General features: G+C 41.0%; 14 protein-coding genes and 1 tRNA gene. 10 read left to right on the top strand and 5 right to left on the bottom strand.

Annotation, left to right across the window (positions count from 1 at the left end; genetic code table 11):
• Positions 1-52: 52 nt before the first annotated feature.
• The gene (locus P20439_RS13560; RefSeq protein ID WP_008110265.1) at positions 53-1,009 is read right to left on the bottom strand and encodes a methylenetetrahydrofolate reductase; all 957 of its coding nucleotides are present in this window, start codon (positions 1,007-1,009) and stop codon (positions 53-55) included.
• A 249-nt stretch (positions 1,010-1,258) separates the two neighbouring features.
• Between P20439_RS13560 and P20439_RS13555 the strand changes: the two genes are divergently transcribed.
• Entirely contained in the window at positions 1,259-4,141 is a 2,883-nt protein-coding gene (locus P20439_RS13555; RefSeq protein WP_008110267.1) for a pitrilysin family protein, read from the top strand.
• 80 nt (positions 4,142-4,221) lie between these two features.
• Here P20439_RS13555 and P20439_RS13550 read toward each other — a convergent pair whose 3' ends face one another.
• Positions 4,222-4,536, bottom strand: a complete 315-nt coding sequence (locus P20439_RS13550) for a helix-turn-helix transcriptional regulator (RefSeq protein WP_008110269.1) — start codon at positions 4,534-4,536, stop codon at positions 4,222-4,224.
• A 1-nt stretch (position 4,537) separates the two neighbouring features.
• Positions 4,538-4,945, bottom strand: a complete 408-nt coding sequence (locus P20439_RS13545) for a hypothetical protein (protein ID WP_008110271.1) — start codon at positions 4,943-4,945, stop codon at positions 4,538-4,540.
• 327 nt (positions 4,946-5,272) lie between these two features.
• Here P20439_RS13545 and cysE point away from each other — a divergent pair, with 327 nt between their 5' ends.
• Complete coding sequence (gene cysE / locus P20439_RS13540; protein WP_008110273.1) at positions 5,273-6,091, top strand: serine O-acetyltransferase; 819 nt, start codon at positions 5,273-5,275, stop codon at positions 6,089-6,091.
• A gap of 17 nt (positions 6,092-6,108) precedes the next feature.
• On the top strand, positions 6,109-6,753 hold the full coding sequence (locus tag P20439_RS13535; protein WP_008467687.1) for a hypothetical protein: 645 nt from the start codon (positions 6,109-6,111) through the stop codon (positions 6,751-6,753).
• Between the two features lie 15 nt (positions 6,754-6,768).
• Here the strand turns inward: P20439_RS13535 and xseA are convergent, their stop codons facing one another.
• Entirely contained in the window at positions 6,769-8,103 is a 1,335-nt protein-coding gene (gene xseA, locus P20439_RS13530) for an exodeoxyribonuclease VII large subunit (protein ID WP_008110276.1), read from the bottom strand.
• A 134-nt stretch (positions 8,104-8,237) separates the two neighbouring features.
• Between xseA and guaB the strand changes: the two genes are divergently transcribed.
• The 5 genes from guaB (at position 8,238) to rimI (ending at position 12,409) form a co-directional block, all read left to right on the top strand.
• Complete coding sequence (guaB, locus tag P20439_RS13525) at positions 8,238-9,707, top strand: IMP dehydrogenase (protein ID WP_008110278.1); 1,470 nt, start codon at positions 8,238-8,240, stop codon at positions 9,705-9,707.
• 101 nt (positions 9,708-9,808) lie between these two features.
• Positions 9,809-11,386 carry a glutamine-hydrolyzing GMP synthase gene (gene guaA, locus P20439_RS13520; protein WP_008110281.1) on the top strand — a complete coding sequence of 526 codons (1,578 nt, stop codon included), beginning with the start codon at positions 9,809-9,811 and terminating at the stop codon, positions 11,384-11,386.
• Positions 11,387-11,531: 145 nt separating this feature from the next.
• A tRNA-Trp gene (locus tag P20439_RS13515) sits at positions 11,532-11,608 on the top strand.
• A 65-nt stretch (positions 11,609-11,673) separates the two neighbouring features.
• Positions 11,674-11,958, top strand: a complete 285-nt coding sequence (locus tag P20439_RS13510) for a hypothetical protein (protein WP_008110283.1) — start codon at positions 11,674-11,676, stop codon at positions 11,956-11,958.
• On the top strand, positions 11,945-12,409 hold the full coding sequence (gene rimI / locus P20439_RS13505; RefSeq protein ID WP_008467686.1) for a ribosomal protein S18-alanine N-acetyltransferase: 465 nt from the start codon (positions 11,945-11,947) through the stop codon (positions 12,407-12,409). Before P20439_RS13510 ends, rimI begins: the two co-directional genes overlap by 14 nt.
• A gap of 3 nt (positions 12,410-12,412) precedes the next feature.
• Here rimI and P20439_RS13500 read toward each other — a convergent pair whose 3' ends face one another.
• Positions 12,413-15,070 (bottom strand): ATP-binding protein, encoded by a 2,658-nt coding sequence (locus P20439_RS13500; protein WP_008110287.1) that lies wholly within the window; start codon positions 15,068-15,070, stop codon positions 12,413-12,415.
• Positions 15,071-15,417: 347 nt separating this feature from the next.
• Here P20439_RS13500 and prfC point away from each other — a divergent pair, with 347 nt between their 5' ends.
• Positions 15,418-17,007 carry a peptide chain release factor 3 gene (gene prfC, locus P20439_RS13495; protein ID WP_008110289.1) on the top strand — a complete coding sequence of 530 codons (1,590 nt, stop codon included), beginning with the start codon at positions 15,418-15,420 and terminating at the stop codon, positions 17,005-17,007.
• A 62-nt stretch (positions 17,008-17,069) separates the two neighbouring features.
• Positions 17,070-18,812, top strand: coding sequence for an arginine--tRNA ligase (gene argS / locus P20439_RS13490; RefSeq protein ID WP_008110291.1), 1,743 nt, complete (start codon positions 17,070-17,072; stop codon positions 18,810-18,812).
• Positions 18,813-19,160: the final 348 nt, after the last annotated feature.

Raw genomic sequence — 19,160 nt, 5'->3', positions numbered from 1 at the left:
AACCCCGAACCCCGAACCCCGAACCCCGAACCCCGAACCCCGAACCCCGCAATTAAGCTATTAGTTTCTCCGCTAGGTTGAGTTCCATTGTTGCTTTTAATAAACGGTATAAGTTAATTGACGCGTCAATTTCTTCTTTACGGTTGGTTAAGCTTTCAATATTTAAGCCCAGCGGCACACCTAAGTGCGCACAGCTTTTTAAAATTGAGTCGAGGTTTTCGCGACAAATACGCACTGATTCGCTTAATGTATTTTCCGAATCAAGCATGCGCCATTTAGTTGCCTCTGGCACTGAGATGCCTAGCCATTGCATAAACTCTAAGGTTTTTTCACCACCACAAGGCGTAAAGGTTAATATAATTCGATTAGGTGTCAGGCCTTGTGCTTTGCATGTGCGCGCATAACTGGTTATTAAATCTATGGTTGCTTGTGCGTTGTACACGGCTTGAGAGATAAAAAACTGGCACCCTTGTGCTGTTTTTTCTATTAAGCGTTGGTGTTCGTTGCGCTTATTGGCATGGCGCTCAGCAATGGTTACACCACCTAAAAAGAAATCTTCAGACTGCTCTGCCAGTGTTTTATAGGCATTCGGTAAGCTCAGCTTTATATCACCTGCTGATGATGGGCTGCCCACTAACACCACGTTTTTTAAATCGTAGTCATTTTTAGTTTCATCTAACCACGCTTTAAACTCACTCACACCGCGCTGAGCTACACTTTTATAAGTAATTACATCAAGATCAGATAAGCCTCGTAAGAGTTGACTGTACTCGCGCGGATCAACTGTTTGCTTAAATGCAAATGGACGCGCTTGCTCTGTACGGCTGCTTTCATCTTGAATGTCATAAATAATCACACCGTCATATTCAATTTCGTGTAAACGGCCTAATAACTTTTCGGCAATGACTTTTAATTGCGCTTTATCAGTCCCAATTTTTGGAGGTGTTGTGCCAATTAGGTAAACACCTTGGTTGGTGTCCTGTATTTTTTCTTGAAGTGATAAAGCCATAATCCTCATTCCAGCTTAATTTGTGATGATGGATTTAATATAGCAGCCATTTAGACGTCTAGATAGATTTATTTATTGAAAGTTTCTCAACAAACGTGAATTATTTTCATAGTTAAACCAAGTTACCAGCAATAACTGACACAGTTGTTTACATAATTAATAGGCTTAGGGCTCTTATATTTAATTGCTTTACGGCATACTTAGTTTGGTAAATGTTTTAAAAATTGCTCAATTTAAAAAGGGATAACAATGAAATTTAAATTATTGGCAACTAGCCTAGCGGTATCGCTGGCCTTAACAGGTTGTGCTATGCAGCAAAGTCAAAACACGCAAACAGCAGCTCAACAAGAACAAGTTAATAAAGCAGATGAGCGTGTTTTTTCACAAGATTACCTATTAGAAGAGCTAGATAACGGCTTGCGTGTGATGGTAGTTAAAACCGATTACCCAGATGTAGTATCGCTACAAATACCGGTATCTGTTGGCTCGCGAAATGAAGTGGAAGCGGGTAAAACTGGTTTTGCTCACTTTTTTGAACACATGATGTTTAAAGGCTCTGAAAAGTTTCCGCAAGATGTGTATTCAGATATTCTAAAAAATTCAGGGGTTGATAACCGCGCCTACACAACTAACGATTACACTAACTACCACTTAAATTTTTCAAAACAGCATCTTGATAAAGTACTTGAGATTGAAGCTGATATTTTTCAAAACTTAAGCTACACCGAAGAACAATTTAGAACCGAAGCGCTTACCGTTAAAGGCGAGTACTTAAAAAATAACGCCAGTCCAATTCGTAAATTATTAAGTGCGGTACGCCAAGAAGCGTTCGAAAAACATACCTATAAACACACTACTATGGGCTTTTTTGAAGACATTGAAGCTATGCCAGATCAAATGACCTACGGTAAAGAGTTTTTTGATAAGTTTTATAAGCCTGAATATGTATCGCTTGTGATTGTTGGTGATGTTGATCCAAAAGAGACCATGGCGATGGTTAAAAAACACTGGGGTAACTGGCAAAAAGGCGACTATGTTGCTGATATTCCAAAAGAGCCAACTCAGCAAGCGCCAAAATATGTGCATGAGCAAAACGAAGGGTTACCAGGTCATTGGTTACTTGTGTCGTATAAAGGGGCTGCATGGGAGCCTCAGAAAAAAGACAGAGCCGCATTAGATTTACTGTCGCAGCTTTACTTTTCTAGCAATTCAGATATTTACCAAGAGCTGGTAGTAGAAAAGCAAATCGCGAGTCAAATGTTTATTTATAACCCAGAAACTAAAGATCCAGGGTTACTGCATGTATTTGTAAAAGTTGAAAATGCCGATGATTTAGCCACAGTGCGTGATGCTATAAACCGTACCTATGCCAAAGCGCGTACCGAGTTGGTTGATAGCCAAAAACTCAGCGATTTAAAGTCTAACCTTAAATACAGCTTTATAAATGGTTTAGATTCATCGCAAGCAATTGCCTCTACACTTGCCAGCTATATGCATTTTGAGCGCGATCCTGAGGTGATTAATCAGCTGTATAAATCGGCAGACAATATCACTAGCGAAGATATTAGAGCCGTTGCAAATAAGTATTTTGTTGATAATGCTCGCACCACAATTACTATGTCGGCACTTGATAAAGCCCCAGGTTTTGAACAAGAAAGCGATTTAAATGCCTTGGTAGCAAAATATCAGCAAGTACCGAGTAAGCCAATCTTTAAGGTGCTGGATAAAACCAATAGCTCGCCGTTAATCGATATTAACTTATTATTTAATACCGGTGCCGCTGCCGATCCGCAAGGTAAAAAAGGCGTGGCGGCACTGACTGCCGCAATGCTGGCGCAAGGTGGCTCAACCTCAATGAGTTACAAAGAAATTAAAAAAGCAATGTACCCGCTTGCGGGTAGTTTTGGTTATCAAATAGATAAAGAAATGCTGTCGTTCCAAGGGCGTATTCATAAAGATAATGCTGCTCAGTGGTATGCCTTAGTGAGTGAGCAGCTTCTAAACCCAGGCTTTAGAGAAGATGACTTTAAACGTCTGAAAAAAGAAATGATCGATGGCATTAAATCGGGTTTAAAAGCTTCTAATGATGAAGAGTTGGGTAAAGAAGTGCTCTACAGTGTGCTTTATAAAGGCCACCCTTATGAAAGCTATAACTACGGTGACTTATCTGACTTAGAAGCGCTCACTCTTGATGATGTTAAAGCGTTTTATAATGCTGAACTTACACAAGCTAAACTTACTGTGGGTTTAATTGGTGCAGTCCCTACAAAACTTAAAGCACAAATGTTAGCTGACTTAGCGACACTCCCTAAAGGCGAACAAAGCCGCTTAACAATCCCTGATGCGCCAGAGCTTAAAGGTCATCATGCAACAATTGTTGAAAAGTCAGCGCAATCAACAGCTGTATCGTTTGGCTTTCCTATTGATACCATTCGTAGCAGCGAAGACTGGACCGCATTGTGGTTAGTGCGCTCGTACTTTGGTGAGCATCGTAGTTCTAACAGTTACTTGTACGAACGTATTCGTCAAACCCGTGGTATGAATTACGGTGATTACGCCTACATTGAATACTTCCCTAGAGGTATGTTTCAAACTAAACCGGATGCAAACTTAGGGCGCTCTGAGCAAATATTCCAGGTGTGGCTGCGTCCACTGCGCTCAAACAACGATGCGCATTTTGCTACCCGTACCGCATTATTTGAGCTAGATAAACTAATTAAAAATGGCATGACTGAGGCTGATTTTGAAGCCACACGTAACTTTTTAATTAACTTTGTGCCACAAATGGTTGCTAGTCAAAATCGCCAGTTAGGTTATGCGCTAGATAGCGAGTTTTATAACACCGATAGTTTTGTAAACTATGTAACAAACAAGCTTAAAACATTGACTGTTGGCGATGTAAATCGCGTGATTAAAGACAACCTACAAACTGAGAATATCCACTATGTGTTTGTTACCGGTGATGGTGAAGATATGCAAAAACGTTTAGCAACTATGCAAACCTCGCCTATGGTGTACAACACCGATAAGCCTGCCGAGTTAGTGGCTGAAGATAAGGTAATTGCTGATTATAAACTGGCAATACCAGCGAAAAATATTGAAGTAGTGAAGGTGGATAAAGTATTTCAATAATTTAAGTTCTTAAGTTCTTAAGTTTTTAAGTACTAAAAAATGCCCCTGTGCCGTAAGCATTGGGGCATTTTTATATTTTATTAGTTACTAACTAATAGTACTGAGGCTGCACCAAGGGCAAAACTAATAACAGAGCTAATAACTAAACCAGCAATAAAACTTTTAGATGGGCTGTTATTGGCATCATTTTGGTTGTTTTCATCAAGCTTAATAAGCTCACCTTGGCGTACTTCAAATACCGCACATAAGGCCATGGTGGTTTCTTTTGAGGCTGCACCTTCTTTTTCTACTCGTTGAATGGTTCGCAAGCTTACATCGCAGGCATCGGCAAGCTGTTGTTGTGTCCAATCGAATGTGTGCCTAAGCGACTTTACCGTTGCAGGGTTTAATTGCATGTTAAAGTTTCCCTACAAATAGCTCTACGACTGCTGCTGTAGTATAGCCAAATACTGCACCACCTAATGCACAACCTAGAATAAAAAAAACCGCTTTTTTAGGATCGCTAGGAAGACTACTTTGAACTTGCTTGGCAAGCACTTCTTGATCTTTGTAAAGAGTGCATTCAAGTCGTCCTGTCAGTATATTGAGCATGTCAAATTTCACTTGGTACTGCGAATTTTCAAAATCAAATGTGTGTGAGCTTTTTATATTAACGCTGCGTCTGCTGCTAACTAAGTCATCGTTAATATAGACTTCCTCTTTACCAGTAAAGTAGCTTCCAAAACAGGCTATTTGGTTATCGCCATCTTGAAAGTAAAATTTATAGCCTAATTTTTTTGTATTTAATATGTCGTTTTTCATCATCGTTATCCTTGTTGAGTTGATGATGCTAATTTAGCGTTTATTATTATTTTTTACGCCGTCAGCAGTACGCCAGTGGCTATTTTGGCACATGACACACGTGCTGTCATATGTTGTTATTTACTGATTTTTATTAACTTATTTTATTTTTTCATAAATGCTTAAACCTGCCTAGCTGTCATATGACATGACTTGAAAAAAGTAATATAAACCTGAAACTTAGCTGGTTATATCTAATAACTAGAACAAATAACAAAGGGATTAACACCTAGGCGGCTAAATCCGTTAGAATTGGCGATAGGCTCTTTGTACTAATCTTAAGGCATTATTATGCGTCATGAAATTTGGCAACAGCTTCGTAGTGAAGCAAATGAAGTAGTAACTCGTGAACCCCTTTTAGCGAGCCATGTGTATTCGTGTATTTTAAATCATGAGTGCTTAGGGTCGGCATTGAGTTTTATTGTTGCTAATAAACTAGCTGATGCTGTGGTTTCTGCTTTTACAATACGCGAGTTGTTTGACCAAGCATTTGTAAAGTGTGACCGGATGCTGACGTATGTTGCTCATGATATTAAAGCGGTAAAAGACCGTGACCCTGCGGCCGAAACCTACCTTACTGTGATTTTAAATTTAAAAGGGTTTCACGCGATTCAAGCACACCGTTTAGCAAACTGCTTATGGCAGCAAAACCGTAAAGAGCTTGCACGCTTTATTCAAAGCCGTACCTCAGAGGTGTTTGGGGTTGATATTCACCCTGCCTGTAAAGTAGGCCAAGGCATCATGTTTGACCATGCCACCGGTATTGTAATTGGCGAAACCGCCGTAATTGAAGATAATGTATCTATATTACAATCGGTTACATTAGGTGGTACGGGTAACGAGCAAGGTGATCGCCATCCTAAAATTAGAGCGGGCGTACTTATTGGCGCGGGCGCTAAAGTACTGGGTAACATTGAAGTGGGCGAGGGCGCACGTATTGGCGCAGGTTCAGTGGTATTAAGCCCTGTGCCGCCTCACACAACTGCTGTTGGCGTACCTGCAAAAATTATTGGTCGTCCTGATTGTGAGTGCCCGGCAGAAAGTATGAACCAAAACTTTTTAGAATATCCCGAGCCAGAAAACGAATCGCACACCAGTGCAATGCTTTAATTTTTGAGTACCTAGAAATGATATATAAAAGTAACCTTGTGGCTATGCTGCTCTGTTTTTCTTCAGGCGTGGCATTAGCAAGTGGTTACTTTTTGTTTTTTAAAGATTCCACTCGTGTTTCCTCAGCGCCCAAACAAGCTGTAATCTCTTCGGCTAACACTCAAGTCAATAATCAGCCAACTACTTTGCAAGGCCTAGTGCAGGTTAATAAAGCCCAAGAGGCTGATCAACAAACTCAGCTAGCACAACATGTGGTTGAGCTTAATCAGCGGCTTGAAAAAAAATCAATCCAGCTTAAGCAATCTCAACAACAGCTAAAGTTAAATCAATTAGAAAGTGTAGAGCTTGATGATGAGCTCGCAATACAGTTTGAGCAAGAGGCTGATAATCTCGAATGGAGTTACGAGCTTGAAGTCGCGTTAACTGACTTTTTAATTATTAATGAGTTTGCAGATAGCGCTGAGCTTACAGCGCTAAAGTGTAAGCAAACAATTTGTAAGTTTGAGCTTACCATTAACCAACATGCCGTTAATTATGGAGCTAAATTATGGCGCGAGCTAAACGATAAGCTTCATCTTGAACCTTGGTGGCAGCAATTTAAACTCAGTGCATCTCAATCTAACGATGCCCGTATTGAGTTTACTGTTAGTACGCAAGGCTAGCGCTTAGCAATATGGCTAAGCTTCTACCTTTGAAATAACCTGGCCATCTACTAACTCAGTGATCAACACATCACCCACTTTTACATCTTCCACTGATTTAACCACTTTATTTTGCGCCGTTTTCGTTATGCTGTAACCGCGCGCTAATACATTAAGGGGGCTAACCGAATCAAGCCGACTCGCCTGTAAGGCAAGCGTATTATTTGCGTGTTGTAGTTGCTGCTGCATCGCTTGGTTTAGCCTTGCATGTAGCTGTGCTAACTGATGGTTTGCATTTGCTAGCTTTTTATCTGGTGATTGGCGCATTAGGCGTGGAGTTAAATTAGCTAATACGCGTTCTTGCTGGTATAAACGCTGACGCATTGCCTGTTGCAGTGCAATACTCAACTCATCTAAGCGTTGTGATTTTTGGTTTAGCTGATTGCGCGGGTGGCATAAATTTAAGCGGTGCTGTAGTTGAATTGCCAGTGCGCGTTTATCGGCAATGTCATGTTTAAATGCATTCGCTAAACGGCTAACTAATTGATTAACCCTATTATGTAGCTCTTGTGTATTGGGACTTACTAGCTCCGCTGCCGCCGAGGGGGTTGCTGCGCGCACATCAGCGACATAATCGCTAATCGTGGTGTCTATTTCATGGCCAACAGCGCTCACAATGGGTAGTGCGCTTTGATAAATAGTGCGAGCAAGTTGCTCATGATTAAAACACCATAAATCTTCTAATGAACCACCACCGCGTCCGAGTATAATAACGTCGACTTCGTTACGACGATTTGCCAGCTCTATTTGCTTGATTAAATGGCCATGCGCTTCTTTGCCTTGCACCATCGCAGGGTAAATAACGACTTCTAATTGCGGAGCACGACGTTTTAGCACAGTTAAAATATCTTTGATTGCGGCGCCTGTAGGTGAGGTGATCACCCCTATGCGATTTATGTTTTGGGGTAGGGGTTTTTTATAAGCAGAGCTAAATAAGCCCTCTGCAGCCAAACGCATTTTTAGCGCGTCAAACTCTTGCTTAAGTTGCCCTTCGCCGGCAGGCTCCATATGTTCAACAATAAGCTGGTAGTCACCACGGGGTTCGTACAAAGACACACGTGCTTTAACAGTTACTTGTGCGCCGTTAATTGGTCGGTAACTTTGGTTGCGATTATTGCCTCGCCACATGGCGGCTTTAATTTGCGCTTTATCGTCTTTTAACGAAAAATACCAATGCCCAGAAGCAGGCGCAATAAAGTTAGAAATTTCACCAGTGAGTACTAAAGACGCAAAACCTTGTTCAAGTAAGGCACGTATTTCACGATTAAGGCGAGATACGGTATAAACCGTTTGCGAGGGCTTAGAAAACATAAAAACTACCAAAAAACATTTATAAATCTAGCTTATCATAAATAAATACAAAATATTATTTACTAGTGCCTACAACGCTGTTAAAATTTGGCCGCAATTCCTTATCTTAGATCCACATGTGAGAAGTTGCCAAAATGCTTAGAATCGCTAAAGAAGCTCTTACCTTTGATGACGTACTTTTAGTACCTGGTCATTCTACTGTTTTGCCACACACGGCAAATATTTCAACTCGCTTAACGCGTGGTATCAAACTTAACTTGCCGCTCATTTCAGCATCTATGGATACTGTTACAGAAGCTCGTTTAGCTATTGCCCTCGCGCAGGAAGGTGGTCTTGGTTTTATTCATAAAAACATGACCATTGCAGAACAAGCGAAAAATGTTCGTAAAGTTAAAACCTATGAAGCAGGTATTGTTTCATACCCTGTTACAGTTACTGCCGATCTGACTATTGCAGATGCTGTTGAATTGTCTCAGGAAAAGGGATTCTCAGGTTTTCCGGTCACCGATAGCGAAAATAACCTTGTAGGTATCGTAACTAGTCGTGATATGCGCTTTGAAACTAAGCTTGAACAGCCGGTTTCAACAGTGATGACGAAAAAAGAAAACCTAGTAACGGTTAAAGAGGGAACTGCTCGCGAAGATATCTTAAGCTTAATGCACGAACACCGCATTGAGAAGATTCTTGTGGTTGATGATGCGTTTAAACTTAAAGGCATGATCACCGTAAAAGATTACCAAAAAGCACAAGACAAACCAGACGCGTGTAAAGACGAGCAAGGTCGTTTACGTGTAGGTGCTGCTGTAGGTGTTGGAGCAGGTACTGATGAGCGTATTGCTGCATTAGTTGAAGCCGGTGTTGATGTACTACTAATCGACACTTCTCATGGTCACTCACAAGGTGTTATTGACCGTGTTGCAGCGACTCGTCAAGCTTACCCAGACTTACAAATTGTTGCGGGTAACGTGGCAACTGCCGAAGGTGCTATTGCCCTTGCAGATGCTGGTGTTGATGCTGTTAAAGTAGGTATCGGCCCAGGTTCTATTTGTACTACACGTATTGTTACTGGTTGTGGTGTACCACAAATAACAGCCATTTCAGATGCGGTTGAAGGCCTTAAAGGTCGCGATATTCCAGTGATTGCCGATGGCGGTATTCGTTTCTCAGGTGACATTGTAAAAGCACTCGTTGCGGGTGCATCGTGTGTAATGGTTGGCTCTATGCTCGCGGGTACAGAGGAAGCACCTGGTGAAGTTGAACTTTATCAAGGTCGCTACTACAAGTCTTACCGTGGTATGGGTAGCCTAGGTGCGATGGATCAAAAAGAAGGTTCATCAGATCGCTACTTCCAAAAATCAAACCAAGCTGACAAGTTAGTACCTGAAGGCATTGAAGGTCGTGTTGCTTATAAAGGGCCAATTGCGACAATTATTCACCAACAAGTGGGTGGTCTTCGCAGTGCAATGGGCTTAACCGGTTGTGCCACAATCGAAGAGTTAAACACTAAACCACAGTTTGTACGTGTAACTTCTGCTGGTATGGGTGAGTCGCATGTTCATGATGTGCAAATCACTAAAGAAGCACCGAACTACCGTTTAGGCTAATCAGCCTTAACATGAAATAAGTGGGCTAACCTTTGTTAGCCCTAATATAGTCACACAGCTTAAGCTGGTGGCGTTTAGCACCTGACTTTACGAGATACTTCATGAGCAAAGACATTCACGATTCACGAATCCTCATTTTAGATTTTGGTTCACAATACACGCAGTTAATCGCCCGTCGCGTGCGCGAAATTGGTGTTTATTGTGAGCTTTGGGCTTGGGATGTAACCGAAGAGCAAATTCGCGAGTTTAACCCACAAGGTATTATCCTTTCTGGTGGCCCAGAATCAACTACGCTTGAAAATAGCCCGCGTGCTCCTGAGTATGTATTTGATGCTGGCGTACCAGTATTGGGTATTTGTTACGGTATGCAAACTATGGCAACGCAGCTTGGCGGCCGTGTACATAGCTCAGATAAAAAAGAATTTGGTTACGCGCAAGTTGAAAAAGTGGGTAACTGTGCATTATTTGATGCCATTGAAGATCATATTACTGATGGCGGCAATGGTGTACTAGATGTTTGGATGAGCCATGGTGATAAAGTAATGGAAATTCCAGATACTTTTAATACCACTGCTAAAACATCTACTTGCCCACATGCGGCAATGTCTAACGAAGAAAAACGCTTTTACGGTGTACAATTTCACCCAGAAGTAACGCACACACATCAAGGTCAACGTTTACTAGAGCGTTTTGCTATTGATATTTGTGGTTGTGAAAAATTATGGACGCCGGCAAAAATCATTGATGACGCCATTGAGCGTATCAAAGAAACAGTAGGCGACGACGAAGTTATTTTAGGCTTATCAGGCGGTGTAGATTCATCGGTTGTAGCTATGCTTATTCACCGTGCTATTGGTGAGCGACTAACCTGTGTATTTGTTGATAACGGGCTACTTCGTTTAAACGAAGGCCAGCAAGTTATGGATATGTTTGGCAATAAGTTTGGCTTAAACATTGTTAAAGTAGATGCCGAAGATCAATTTTTAAATGACTTAGCAGGTAAATCAGACCCAGAAGATAAGCGTAAAGCCATTGGTCATACGTTTATTAACGTATTTGATGAGCAAGCTAAAAAGCTTAAAAACGCAAAATGGTTAGGTCAAGGTACAATTTACCCTGACGTAATCGAATCAGCAGCTTCAGCGACTGGTAAAGCACACGTAATTAAATCGCACCATAATGTGGGCGGCTTACCAGATGATATGCAAATGGGCTTAGTAGAGCCATTACGTGAGTTATTTAAGGATGAAGTACGTAAAATTGGTTTAGAGCTAGGTTTACCGTACGACATGCTTTACCGCCACCCATTCCCAGGGCCAGGTTTAGGTGTGCGTGTACTTGGCGAAATCAAAAAAGAGTACTGTGATTTACTTCGCCGCGCTGATGCTATTTTCATTGAAGAGCTTCACAAAGCAGAGCTTTACCATAAAGTAAGCCAAGCGTTTACTGTATTCTTACCGGTTAAGTCGGTAGGGGTTATGGGTGATGCACGTAAGTATGATTGGGTTGTTTCACTTCGTTGTGTAGAAACCATTGACTTTATGACTGCGCGTTGGTCACATTTACCGTATGAGTTCTTAGGTGTGGTTTCAAACCGTATCATTAATGAAATCGACTGTATCTCACGTGTTGTTTACGATATTTCAGGTAAACCACCTGCAACTATCGAATGGGAATAACCCTCTCATAGTTATAATTAAGTAATAACTAACGGCGAATTAGCATGCTAATTCGCCGTTTTGTTTATTTAAAAAGCAAACAAACCAAAAATTTGATTTTTTACTTTACCTTTGTCAAAAGGTCTTTATAATTCATCGTCATTGCAGGGGCGTAGTTCCAATTGGTAGAACAGCGGTCTCCAAAACCGACGGTTGGGAGTTCGAATCTCTCCGCCCCTGCCATTTCTTCTTTACATCGTTTTGATTACTTCATATATTATTCAACTTACTAATTCCATCGAGTCGTTATGCATTCACGTTACGCATCTGTTTTTGGTATAGAAAAGCTTGAACTTAATCAACACTTTCGCCCAGCTCCGTCAGAGCAGTCAGCTAATTCATCGTTAATACTCTGTGATACGTTAAAAGATGATATTGAGCGTGCATTTGCGCCAGTAACAATAAACAAGATTGTTAAATCATCAACCATTGAGTTTAGTGAGCAACAATTAGGCTTACCTGATTCCACCCTGTCCAGTGCACAAAAACGTGTGTTATGGGCATTAATGAGTGAACACCTTGATACACTTTAAATCGGTTACCGATGAGAATATCAATGAGCTTATGGCCATTGAAACCAGCTGCCACACACATCCTTGGACATTAAAAACAATGCAATCATGTTTGCAGGGACGTTATTTTAATTTAGCGGCGTTCGATGAAGAGCAAATGATAGGTTTTTATATTGGTGAAAAAGCTGGACCCGATTTTACTCTAATGGATATTTGTGTCGCCCCAAGCTTTCAGGGACAAGGATTTGCTCAGCAGTTATTAACGCAGTTTATAGCGTATGGTGAGCAACACAGCGCCGAAAACTTATTTTTAGAAGTACGCGAATCTAATACACGGGCTATTGCTTTGTATGAACGAGCAGGCTTTATTGAAATGTCAGTGCGTAAAAATTATTACCCCAGTGACGCTCCCAATAAAAACGGCTTTGAAGACGCGATTTTAATGGGCATGGCACTGGGTTTAAATTTTTAAGGATTACTTATTAGCGATGGCTTGCTCTATTGCGGCAATAAGTTCTGCAACGTGTTTTTCTCTTTGTGGCATATCATTGCCTTTTAAGCTTTGTTCAACCGCTGAGGCGCTTTGGTAAATTTCATCAAAGTTAAAACAACCAGCGCTGCCTTTAATACTATGGGCAAGGGCGCGCAATGTCTCACAGTCACGGCTGTTATATAGTGCTTTTATCTGTTGTAAATAATCAGGTAAGCTTGCTAAATAATTAGCATTTATTTGCTGAAACTTCTCACTCTTCAATAAGCTATCCCACTTGTTTTGGTTATCACGTTCAAGGTGTAAATAGCTGACTAATACATTTTCTAGTGCGTCTTTATCAATGGGTTTACCCAGCGCTTTATCACAGCCTGCTTCAAGGTAAGTATCAATATCATGATTCATCACATTCGCGGTCAGAGCGATAATTGGGCCATCATAGGCCGCATCTCTGAGCATTTTAGTTGCTTCTAACCCACCCATAACCGGCATTTGCATATCCATGATTATAAGCTGGTAGTCGTTTACCAACGCCATTTCTACAGCTTGTGCACCATTGTTGGCTATATCGGGCTCTAATCCCCATGTTTGTAATAGCAATTTAATCAGTAACTGATTATCGGGGTTATCTTCTGCTACCAAAATATGCGCATCAAAGCTGTTGCTTGCAAAAGACAGCTGCGGATCCTTTTCTGGTGTTAGTTGAGAATGCTCGGTTAATAATAAATTGCCGCCAAGGCTATTATGCAAATGGCAATCTATATCGATGGTAAAGCAACTACCCACACCCACCTCACTGGTTACACTTACATCACCACCTAGTAACTGAGCTAAGTTTTTTGAAATACACAGCCCTAATCCCGTACCACCAAACCGACGTGTCGTTGTAGCATCGGCTTGCTCAAATGGCGTAAATAATCGTTTTATTTGGTTTGGCGACATACCAATGCCGGTATCTTCAATAACAAAGGTAAGCGTTTTTGGTGCTTGGTATTTAGCGGTTATTGTAACCTGACCTTGCTCAGTGAATTTAACCGCATTACTGGCAATATTAATCAGTATTTGTTTTAAGCGAGTAATATCACTATTAATAGTATGCGGTAGCGGAAGCGCATAATTAATTGTAAATGACAGCTGCTTCTCTTGTGCTAGAGGTTTAATGATTGATTCAACATCATGAATAAGTTGTACAACATTTAACGGCGTTTGCTCAACCGCGAGTTTTTCGGCTTCAATTTTTGAAAGATCGAGAATGTTATTAATAAGCTCTAACAAATGTTTTGAGTTACGTAGAATAGTGCCTAAATGATGTTTGTCATTGGTTGGTTTTTCGCTATGCAGTAGTTGCTCTGTAAATCCCATAATGGCTGTAAGCGGAGTGCGAATTTCATGACTCATATTGGCTAAAAAGCGGCTTTTAAGCTGGTTTGCTTGTTCTGCTTGGGCGATGGCGGTTTCAAGCTTACTGTTCATCGACTCAAGCGCTTTAGTTCGGCTTTCTACTTTGTCTTCTAAGTGATGCTTATATTCTTCTAGTTGCTGTTGATAATGCTTAATTTGGTTAATCATGTGATTAAAGTCGTTAAACAGTATTCCTACTTCATCCGTAGTATAAGCAGGGAGTGTAACAGAGAGGTCGCCATCACCAACTCGATGACTTGCTTCACCTAATAACTCTATTGGGTTAAGCAGTAAATTACGCACCACAATAAAAATTAAGATTGGTAGGGTGATCACAGAAATAATAACAATTAGCCCGGTGATCACACTAATTGCTTTGCCTGACTGATACAATACTGCTTTTGGAATGGTCGATACATAATAGTAGCCGCCACTCATTTGGGCTGCAAAAATCAGTCGCTCTATTTTATCAACACTTGAAAGTTCAATGGTTGATAAGCTGCCTATATCCGCTAAATCGTTAATTTTATTTAGCTCATACTCGCTGACATAGTGGCCACGCATTTTATAATCGGAGCTAAACAAAATTTTACCATCGTTGGCCAGTAACAAATTTAATGTGTTGTTATAAGGCGCTTCTAAAATGCTGGTGTTTAAAATAGAGGGGTCGACTTTAAGAATAATAAAGCCTAATTGTTGTGGGCGTTTTAAATAATAGTCGACGCTATATATGCGCTGCACAAAGTATAAGTTAGTGGTGCCATCTTCTTTTTGCACCATAAACTGCTGCTGGCTTAAATTACTTTGTTTAACTTGATCAAAAAATGGGTAGGATTTGGGCGCTACGGTTAAATTACTGGAATAATAGGCGTCACTTTTACCTGTTTTTGAGACTAAGTTAATACTAATAATGTCAGGGTAGGCTTCACTGTAACTGGCAAATACGTCCATTAACGCGCCAAGGCGATAGGTATAGCTGGCGTCTTCAAATAAATCTTTAGCTAAAAAGTCACTTAGTACTGGTGAAGCAGAGAGTAACTTAGCCGTTGCATGAAAAGAATCGATATAGTTGAATACTTTTTGCTGTTGTTGTTCTACAAAGCGACTCATAATCAAGTCGGCCTGCTTTTGCGTAGAGTTGGTCACATTAGTGAGCGTAAAGCCCCCTAAAAATAACAATGGCAGTATAACCAGTGGAGTTATATACCATAATAATCGAATACTTAGCTTACTGGTTTTCATTACCCAACATCAAATCCTCCATGTAATCGACCAATAATATGATTTACAGCACTATTACTCAAGCTTGGTGTTAAGTTAGTGGGCAATTTATAGCGTTATTGTTAATTATCGCTGAAAACACCAAACTTAAAAAAGATCCGTTAATAACCAACCATTGATTGTTTATAAAGCCAAGATCAGCGAAAATAGTCTTTAATTACGATTAACTTAACGGATAGCGTCACAAGAGCTAATTTGGGTTCTTGTTGGGGTATGTTGAGCTTTAGAGGTTAGCTTGTTTTTAGCCTTAAAAGCTCAGCATACTAAAATACAAATACATCCGTATATCAACTAAAAGAACCTTTTTAATGGCAGACCAAAATCTCCTTAGCGAAATTAATAAACGCCGTACCTTTGCGATCATCTCGCACCCGGATGCGGGTAAAACCACTATCACTGAAAAAGTATTGTTATTCGGACAAGCAATTCAAAAAGCTGGAACGGTAAAAGGCCGTGGCTCTAATCAGCATGCCAAGTCTGATTGGATGGAAATGGAAAAAGAGCGTGGTATTTCTGTGACTACCTCTGTAATGCAATTTCCTTATAACAATGCGTTAGTTAATTTACTTGATACCCCAGGACACGAAGACTTCTCTGAAGATACATACCGAACTTTAACCGCGGTAGATTCGTGTTTAATGGTAATTGATGCTGCTAAAGGTGTTGAAGAACGTACCCGTAAGCTAATGGAAGTAACACGCCTGCGTACCACGCCTATTGTTACCTTTATGAATAAATGTGACCGTGATATTCGCGACCCAATGGAACTACTTGACGAAGTAGAAACAGAGCTAAATATTGCCTGTGCACCTATTACGTGGCCAATTGGCTGTGGTAAAGAGTTTAAAGGTGTTTACCATATCCATAACGAAGAGACCATTTTATATAAAACAGGTCAAGGTCACACTATTCAAGAAGTACGCAGCATTAAAGGGCTCGATAACCCTGAGCTTGACCAAGCCATTGGTGATGAACTTGCAGCGCAGTTACGCGATGAACTAGAGCTAGTTATTGGTGCATCACACGAATTTGATTTAGATCTATTCTTAGCGGGTGAGTTATCGCCTGTGTATTTTGGTACCGCACTTGGTAACTTTGGTGTAGATCATGTTTTAGATGGGTTAACTCAGTGGGCGCCAACCCCATTACCACGTGAGACAGAAGACCGCCAAGTTGTAGCCACAGAAGAAAACTTCACTGGGTTTGTATTTAAAATTCAGGCCAACATGGATCCAAAACACCGTGACCGTATTGCCTTTATGCGTATTGTGTCGGGTAAATATAGCCAAGGCATGAAAATGAATCATGTGCGTATCGGTAAACAAGTCAGTATTTCTGATGCGGTAACCTTTATGGCGGGCGATCGTGAGCGTGCGGCTGATGCTTACGCTGGTGATATTATTGGTTTACATAACCACGGTACGATTCAAATTGGTGATACCTTTACCCAAGGCGAAAAAATTAAGTTTAGCGGTATTCCAAACTTCGCCCCTGAATTGTTCCGCCGTATTCGTCTGCGCGATCCATTAAAACAAAAACAGTTATTAAAAGGATTGGTACAGCTTTCAGAAGAGGGCGCAGTACAAGTATTCAGACCATTAATTAATAATGACTTAATTGTAGGTGCGGTAGGTGTGTTGCAGTTTGACGTGGTTGTAGCGCGTTTAAAAGCTGAATATAACGTTGATGCAATTTACGAAAGCGTTAATGTAAATACAGCCCGCTGGGTTAGCTGTGATGATGTTAAAAAGTTTGAAGAGTTTAAGCGTAAGTGCGAAAGCAACTTAGCACTTGATGGTGGCGATAATTTAACTTACATCGCGCCGAGTCGTGTAAATCTTAACTTGTCGACAGAGCGTTACCCTGAAGTGACATTTAATCACACGCGTGAAAACTAGCACTTAGCCTCTAGAATTAACACAAAGCCTGCTTTGGCGGGCTTATAAAGGTAAATAATATTATGAATATTCGTACTATTTTAGTAGAAAAAGCCATTGCCGCTATGACCGCCGCAGGCCTACCAGAAGATACTAACCCAGCGGTTACCCAAAGCACTCGCCCACAGTTTGGTGATTACCAAATTAATGGCGCGATGGGCGCAGCTAAAAAAATGAAAAGTAACCCGCGTGAATTGGCGCAAAAAATTATTGATCAGTTAGATGTAAGCGACATTGCCGAAAAAACGGAAATTGCTGGCCCTGGTTTTATTAATATTCACTTAAAGCCGGAGTTTTTAGCTCAAAGCGTACAAGCTGCTAATAACCACGCAAAACTTGCCGTAAATGAGCACGCCAAACCACAAAAAGTAGTGGTTGATTACTCATCGCCTAACCTTGCAAAAGAAATGCACGTAGGTCACTTACGCTCAACTATTATTGGTGATGCCGTAGTACGTGCGCTTGAATTTAGAGGCGATACCGTTGTTCGTCAAAATCACATGGGTGATTGGGGCACACAGTTTGGTATGCTAATTGCGCATTTAGAAGATAAAATTAACCAAGGTGTTGATTTAGATACTGTTGCGCTTGCTGATTTAGAAACCTTTTACCGCGATGCGAAAAAGCGTTTTGACGACGAAGAAGGCTTTGCCGATAAAGCGCGTAACTACGTAGTTAAACTGCAAGGTGGCGACGCTCACTGTGAAAAACTGTGGAAGCTATTTATTGCCACTTCAGTGAAACACTCTGAAGAAGTATACAAGCGTTTAAACGTAACCCTTACGCCTGCCGACATTATGGCTGAAAGTGCTTATAACAGTGAACTTAACGATATTATTAGCCTGTTAAAAGATAAAAATATTGCAGTAGAGTCGCAAGGCGCACAGGTGGTATTTTTAGATGAGCTGGCAAATAAAGACGGTGAGCCTTCAGCGTTTATCGTGCAAAAATCAGGTGGCGGCTTCTTATATGCAACCACAGATTTAGCGGCGTGTGATTACCGTTCAAACAAGCTAGGCGCTGAGCGTATTTTAATCTTTGTTGATGCGCGCCAGAGCCTTCACTTTAATCAAGTAGAGCTAACTGCGCGTAAAGCCGGTTTATTACGTGATGAAACTAGTTACGAGTTTTGCCCATTTGGCACCATGATGGGCGCTGATGGTAAACCATTTAAAACCCGTACAGGCGGCACGGTTAAATTAGCTGATTTGCTTGAAGAGTCAATTACTCGCGCAGCAGCCAAACTCGCTGAGCGTGAATCAGATTTATCTGACGAAGACCGCAGTGAAATTGCACGTAAAGTGGGTATTGGCGCAGTTAAATATGCTGACCTTTCTAAGCATCGTACCAGCGATTACATCTTCAACTGGGACAGCATGCTAAGCTTTGAAGGCGCAACAGCCCCTTACTTACAATATGCTTATACGCGTGTTCGCAGCATTTTCCGTAAGTCTGGCGTTGATGCTGCAAGCTTAAAAGCCAATGTAAGTATTATTGAGCCGCAAGAGAAAACCCTCGCGCTTAAATTATTACAGTTAGAAGAAGTCCTTGATCTGATGATCAATGAAGCCACACCGCACGTATTATGTGGTTACTTATACGAACTAGCTAGCTTATACATGACATTCTACGAAGCTTGCCCAGTACTTAAAGAGGGCGTAGAGCCAAGTGTTCGTGATAGCCGTTTAGTGCTGTGTAATTTAGTGGCAGATACGCTGCGCACAGGCTTAGATCTACTAGGTATCGAAGTCATGGAGCAAATGTAATCACCGTCTGCTGCGTGTAGTTCGCTTTGACTGCGTTGTCGTGCTTTTTTAGCCTAAGTCACATACTAAATGTATGCTCCTTGGCATAAAAAAGCACGCCGCCTTGTCAGCACTCCTACACTTGCAGATATCTGATTTGTGTAGTTCGCTTTAGCTGCGTTGGTAAAACTATTTAGCCTAAGTCACATACAAACCGTATGCTCCTTGGCATAAATAGTTTTACCGCCTTGCTAGCACTCCTACACTAGCAGATAATTTTAGGTTTATATTGACACTGTTCGGAATGTTCACCAATTTTGTAGCTGATAGCTGATAGCTGATAGCTGATAGCTGATAGCTGATAGCTGA

Source organism: Pseudoalteromonas sp. BSi20439, assembly GCF_000241165.1.
Lineage (GTDB): Bacteria > Pseudomonadota > Gammaproteobacteria > Enterobacterales > Alteromonadaceae > Pseudoalteromonas.
The sequence above is the reverse complement of the archived record's forward strand: the minus strand, read 5'-3'. Positions and strand labels throughout refer to the sequence as shown.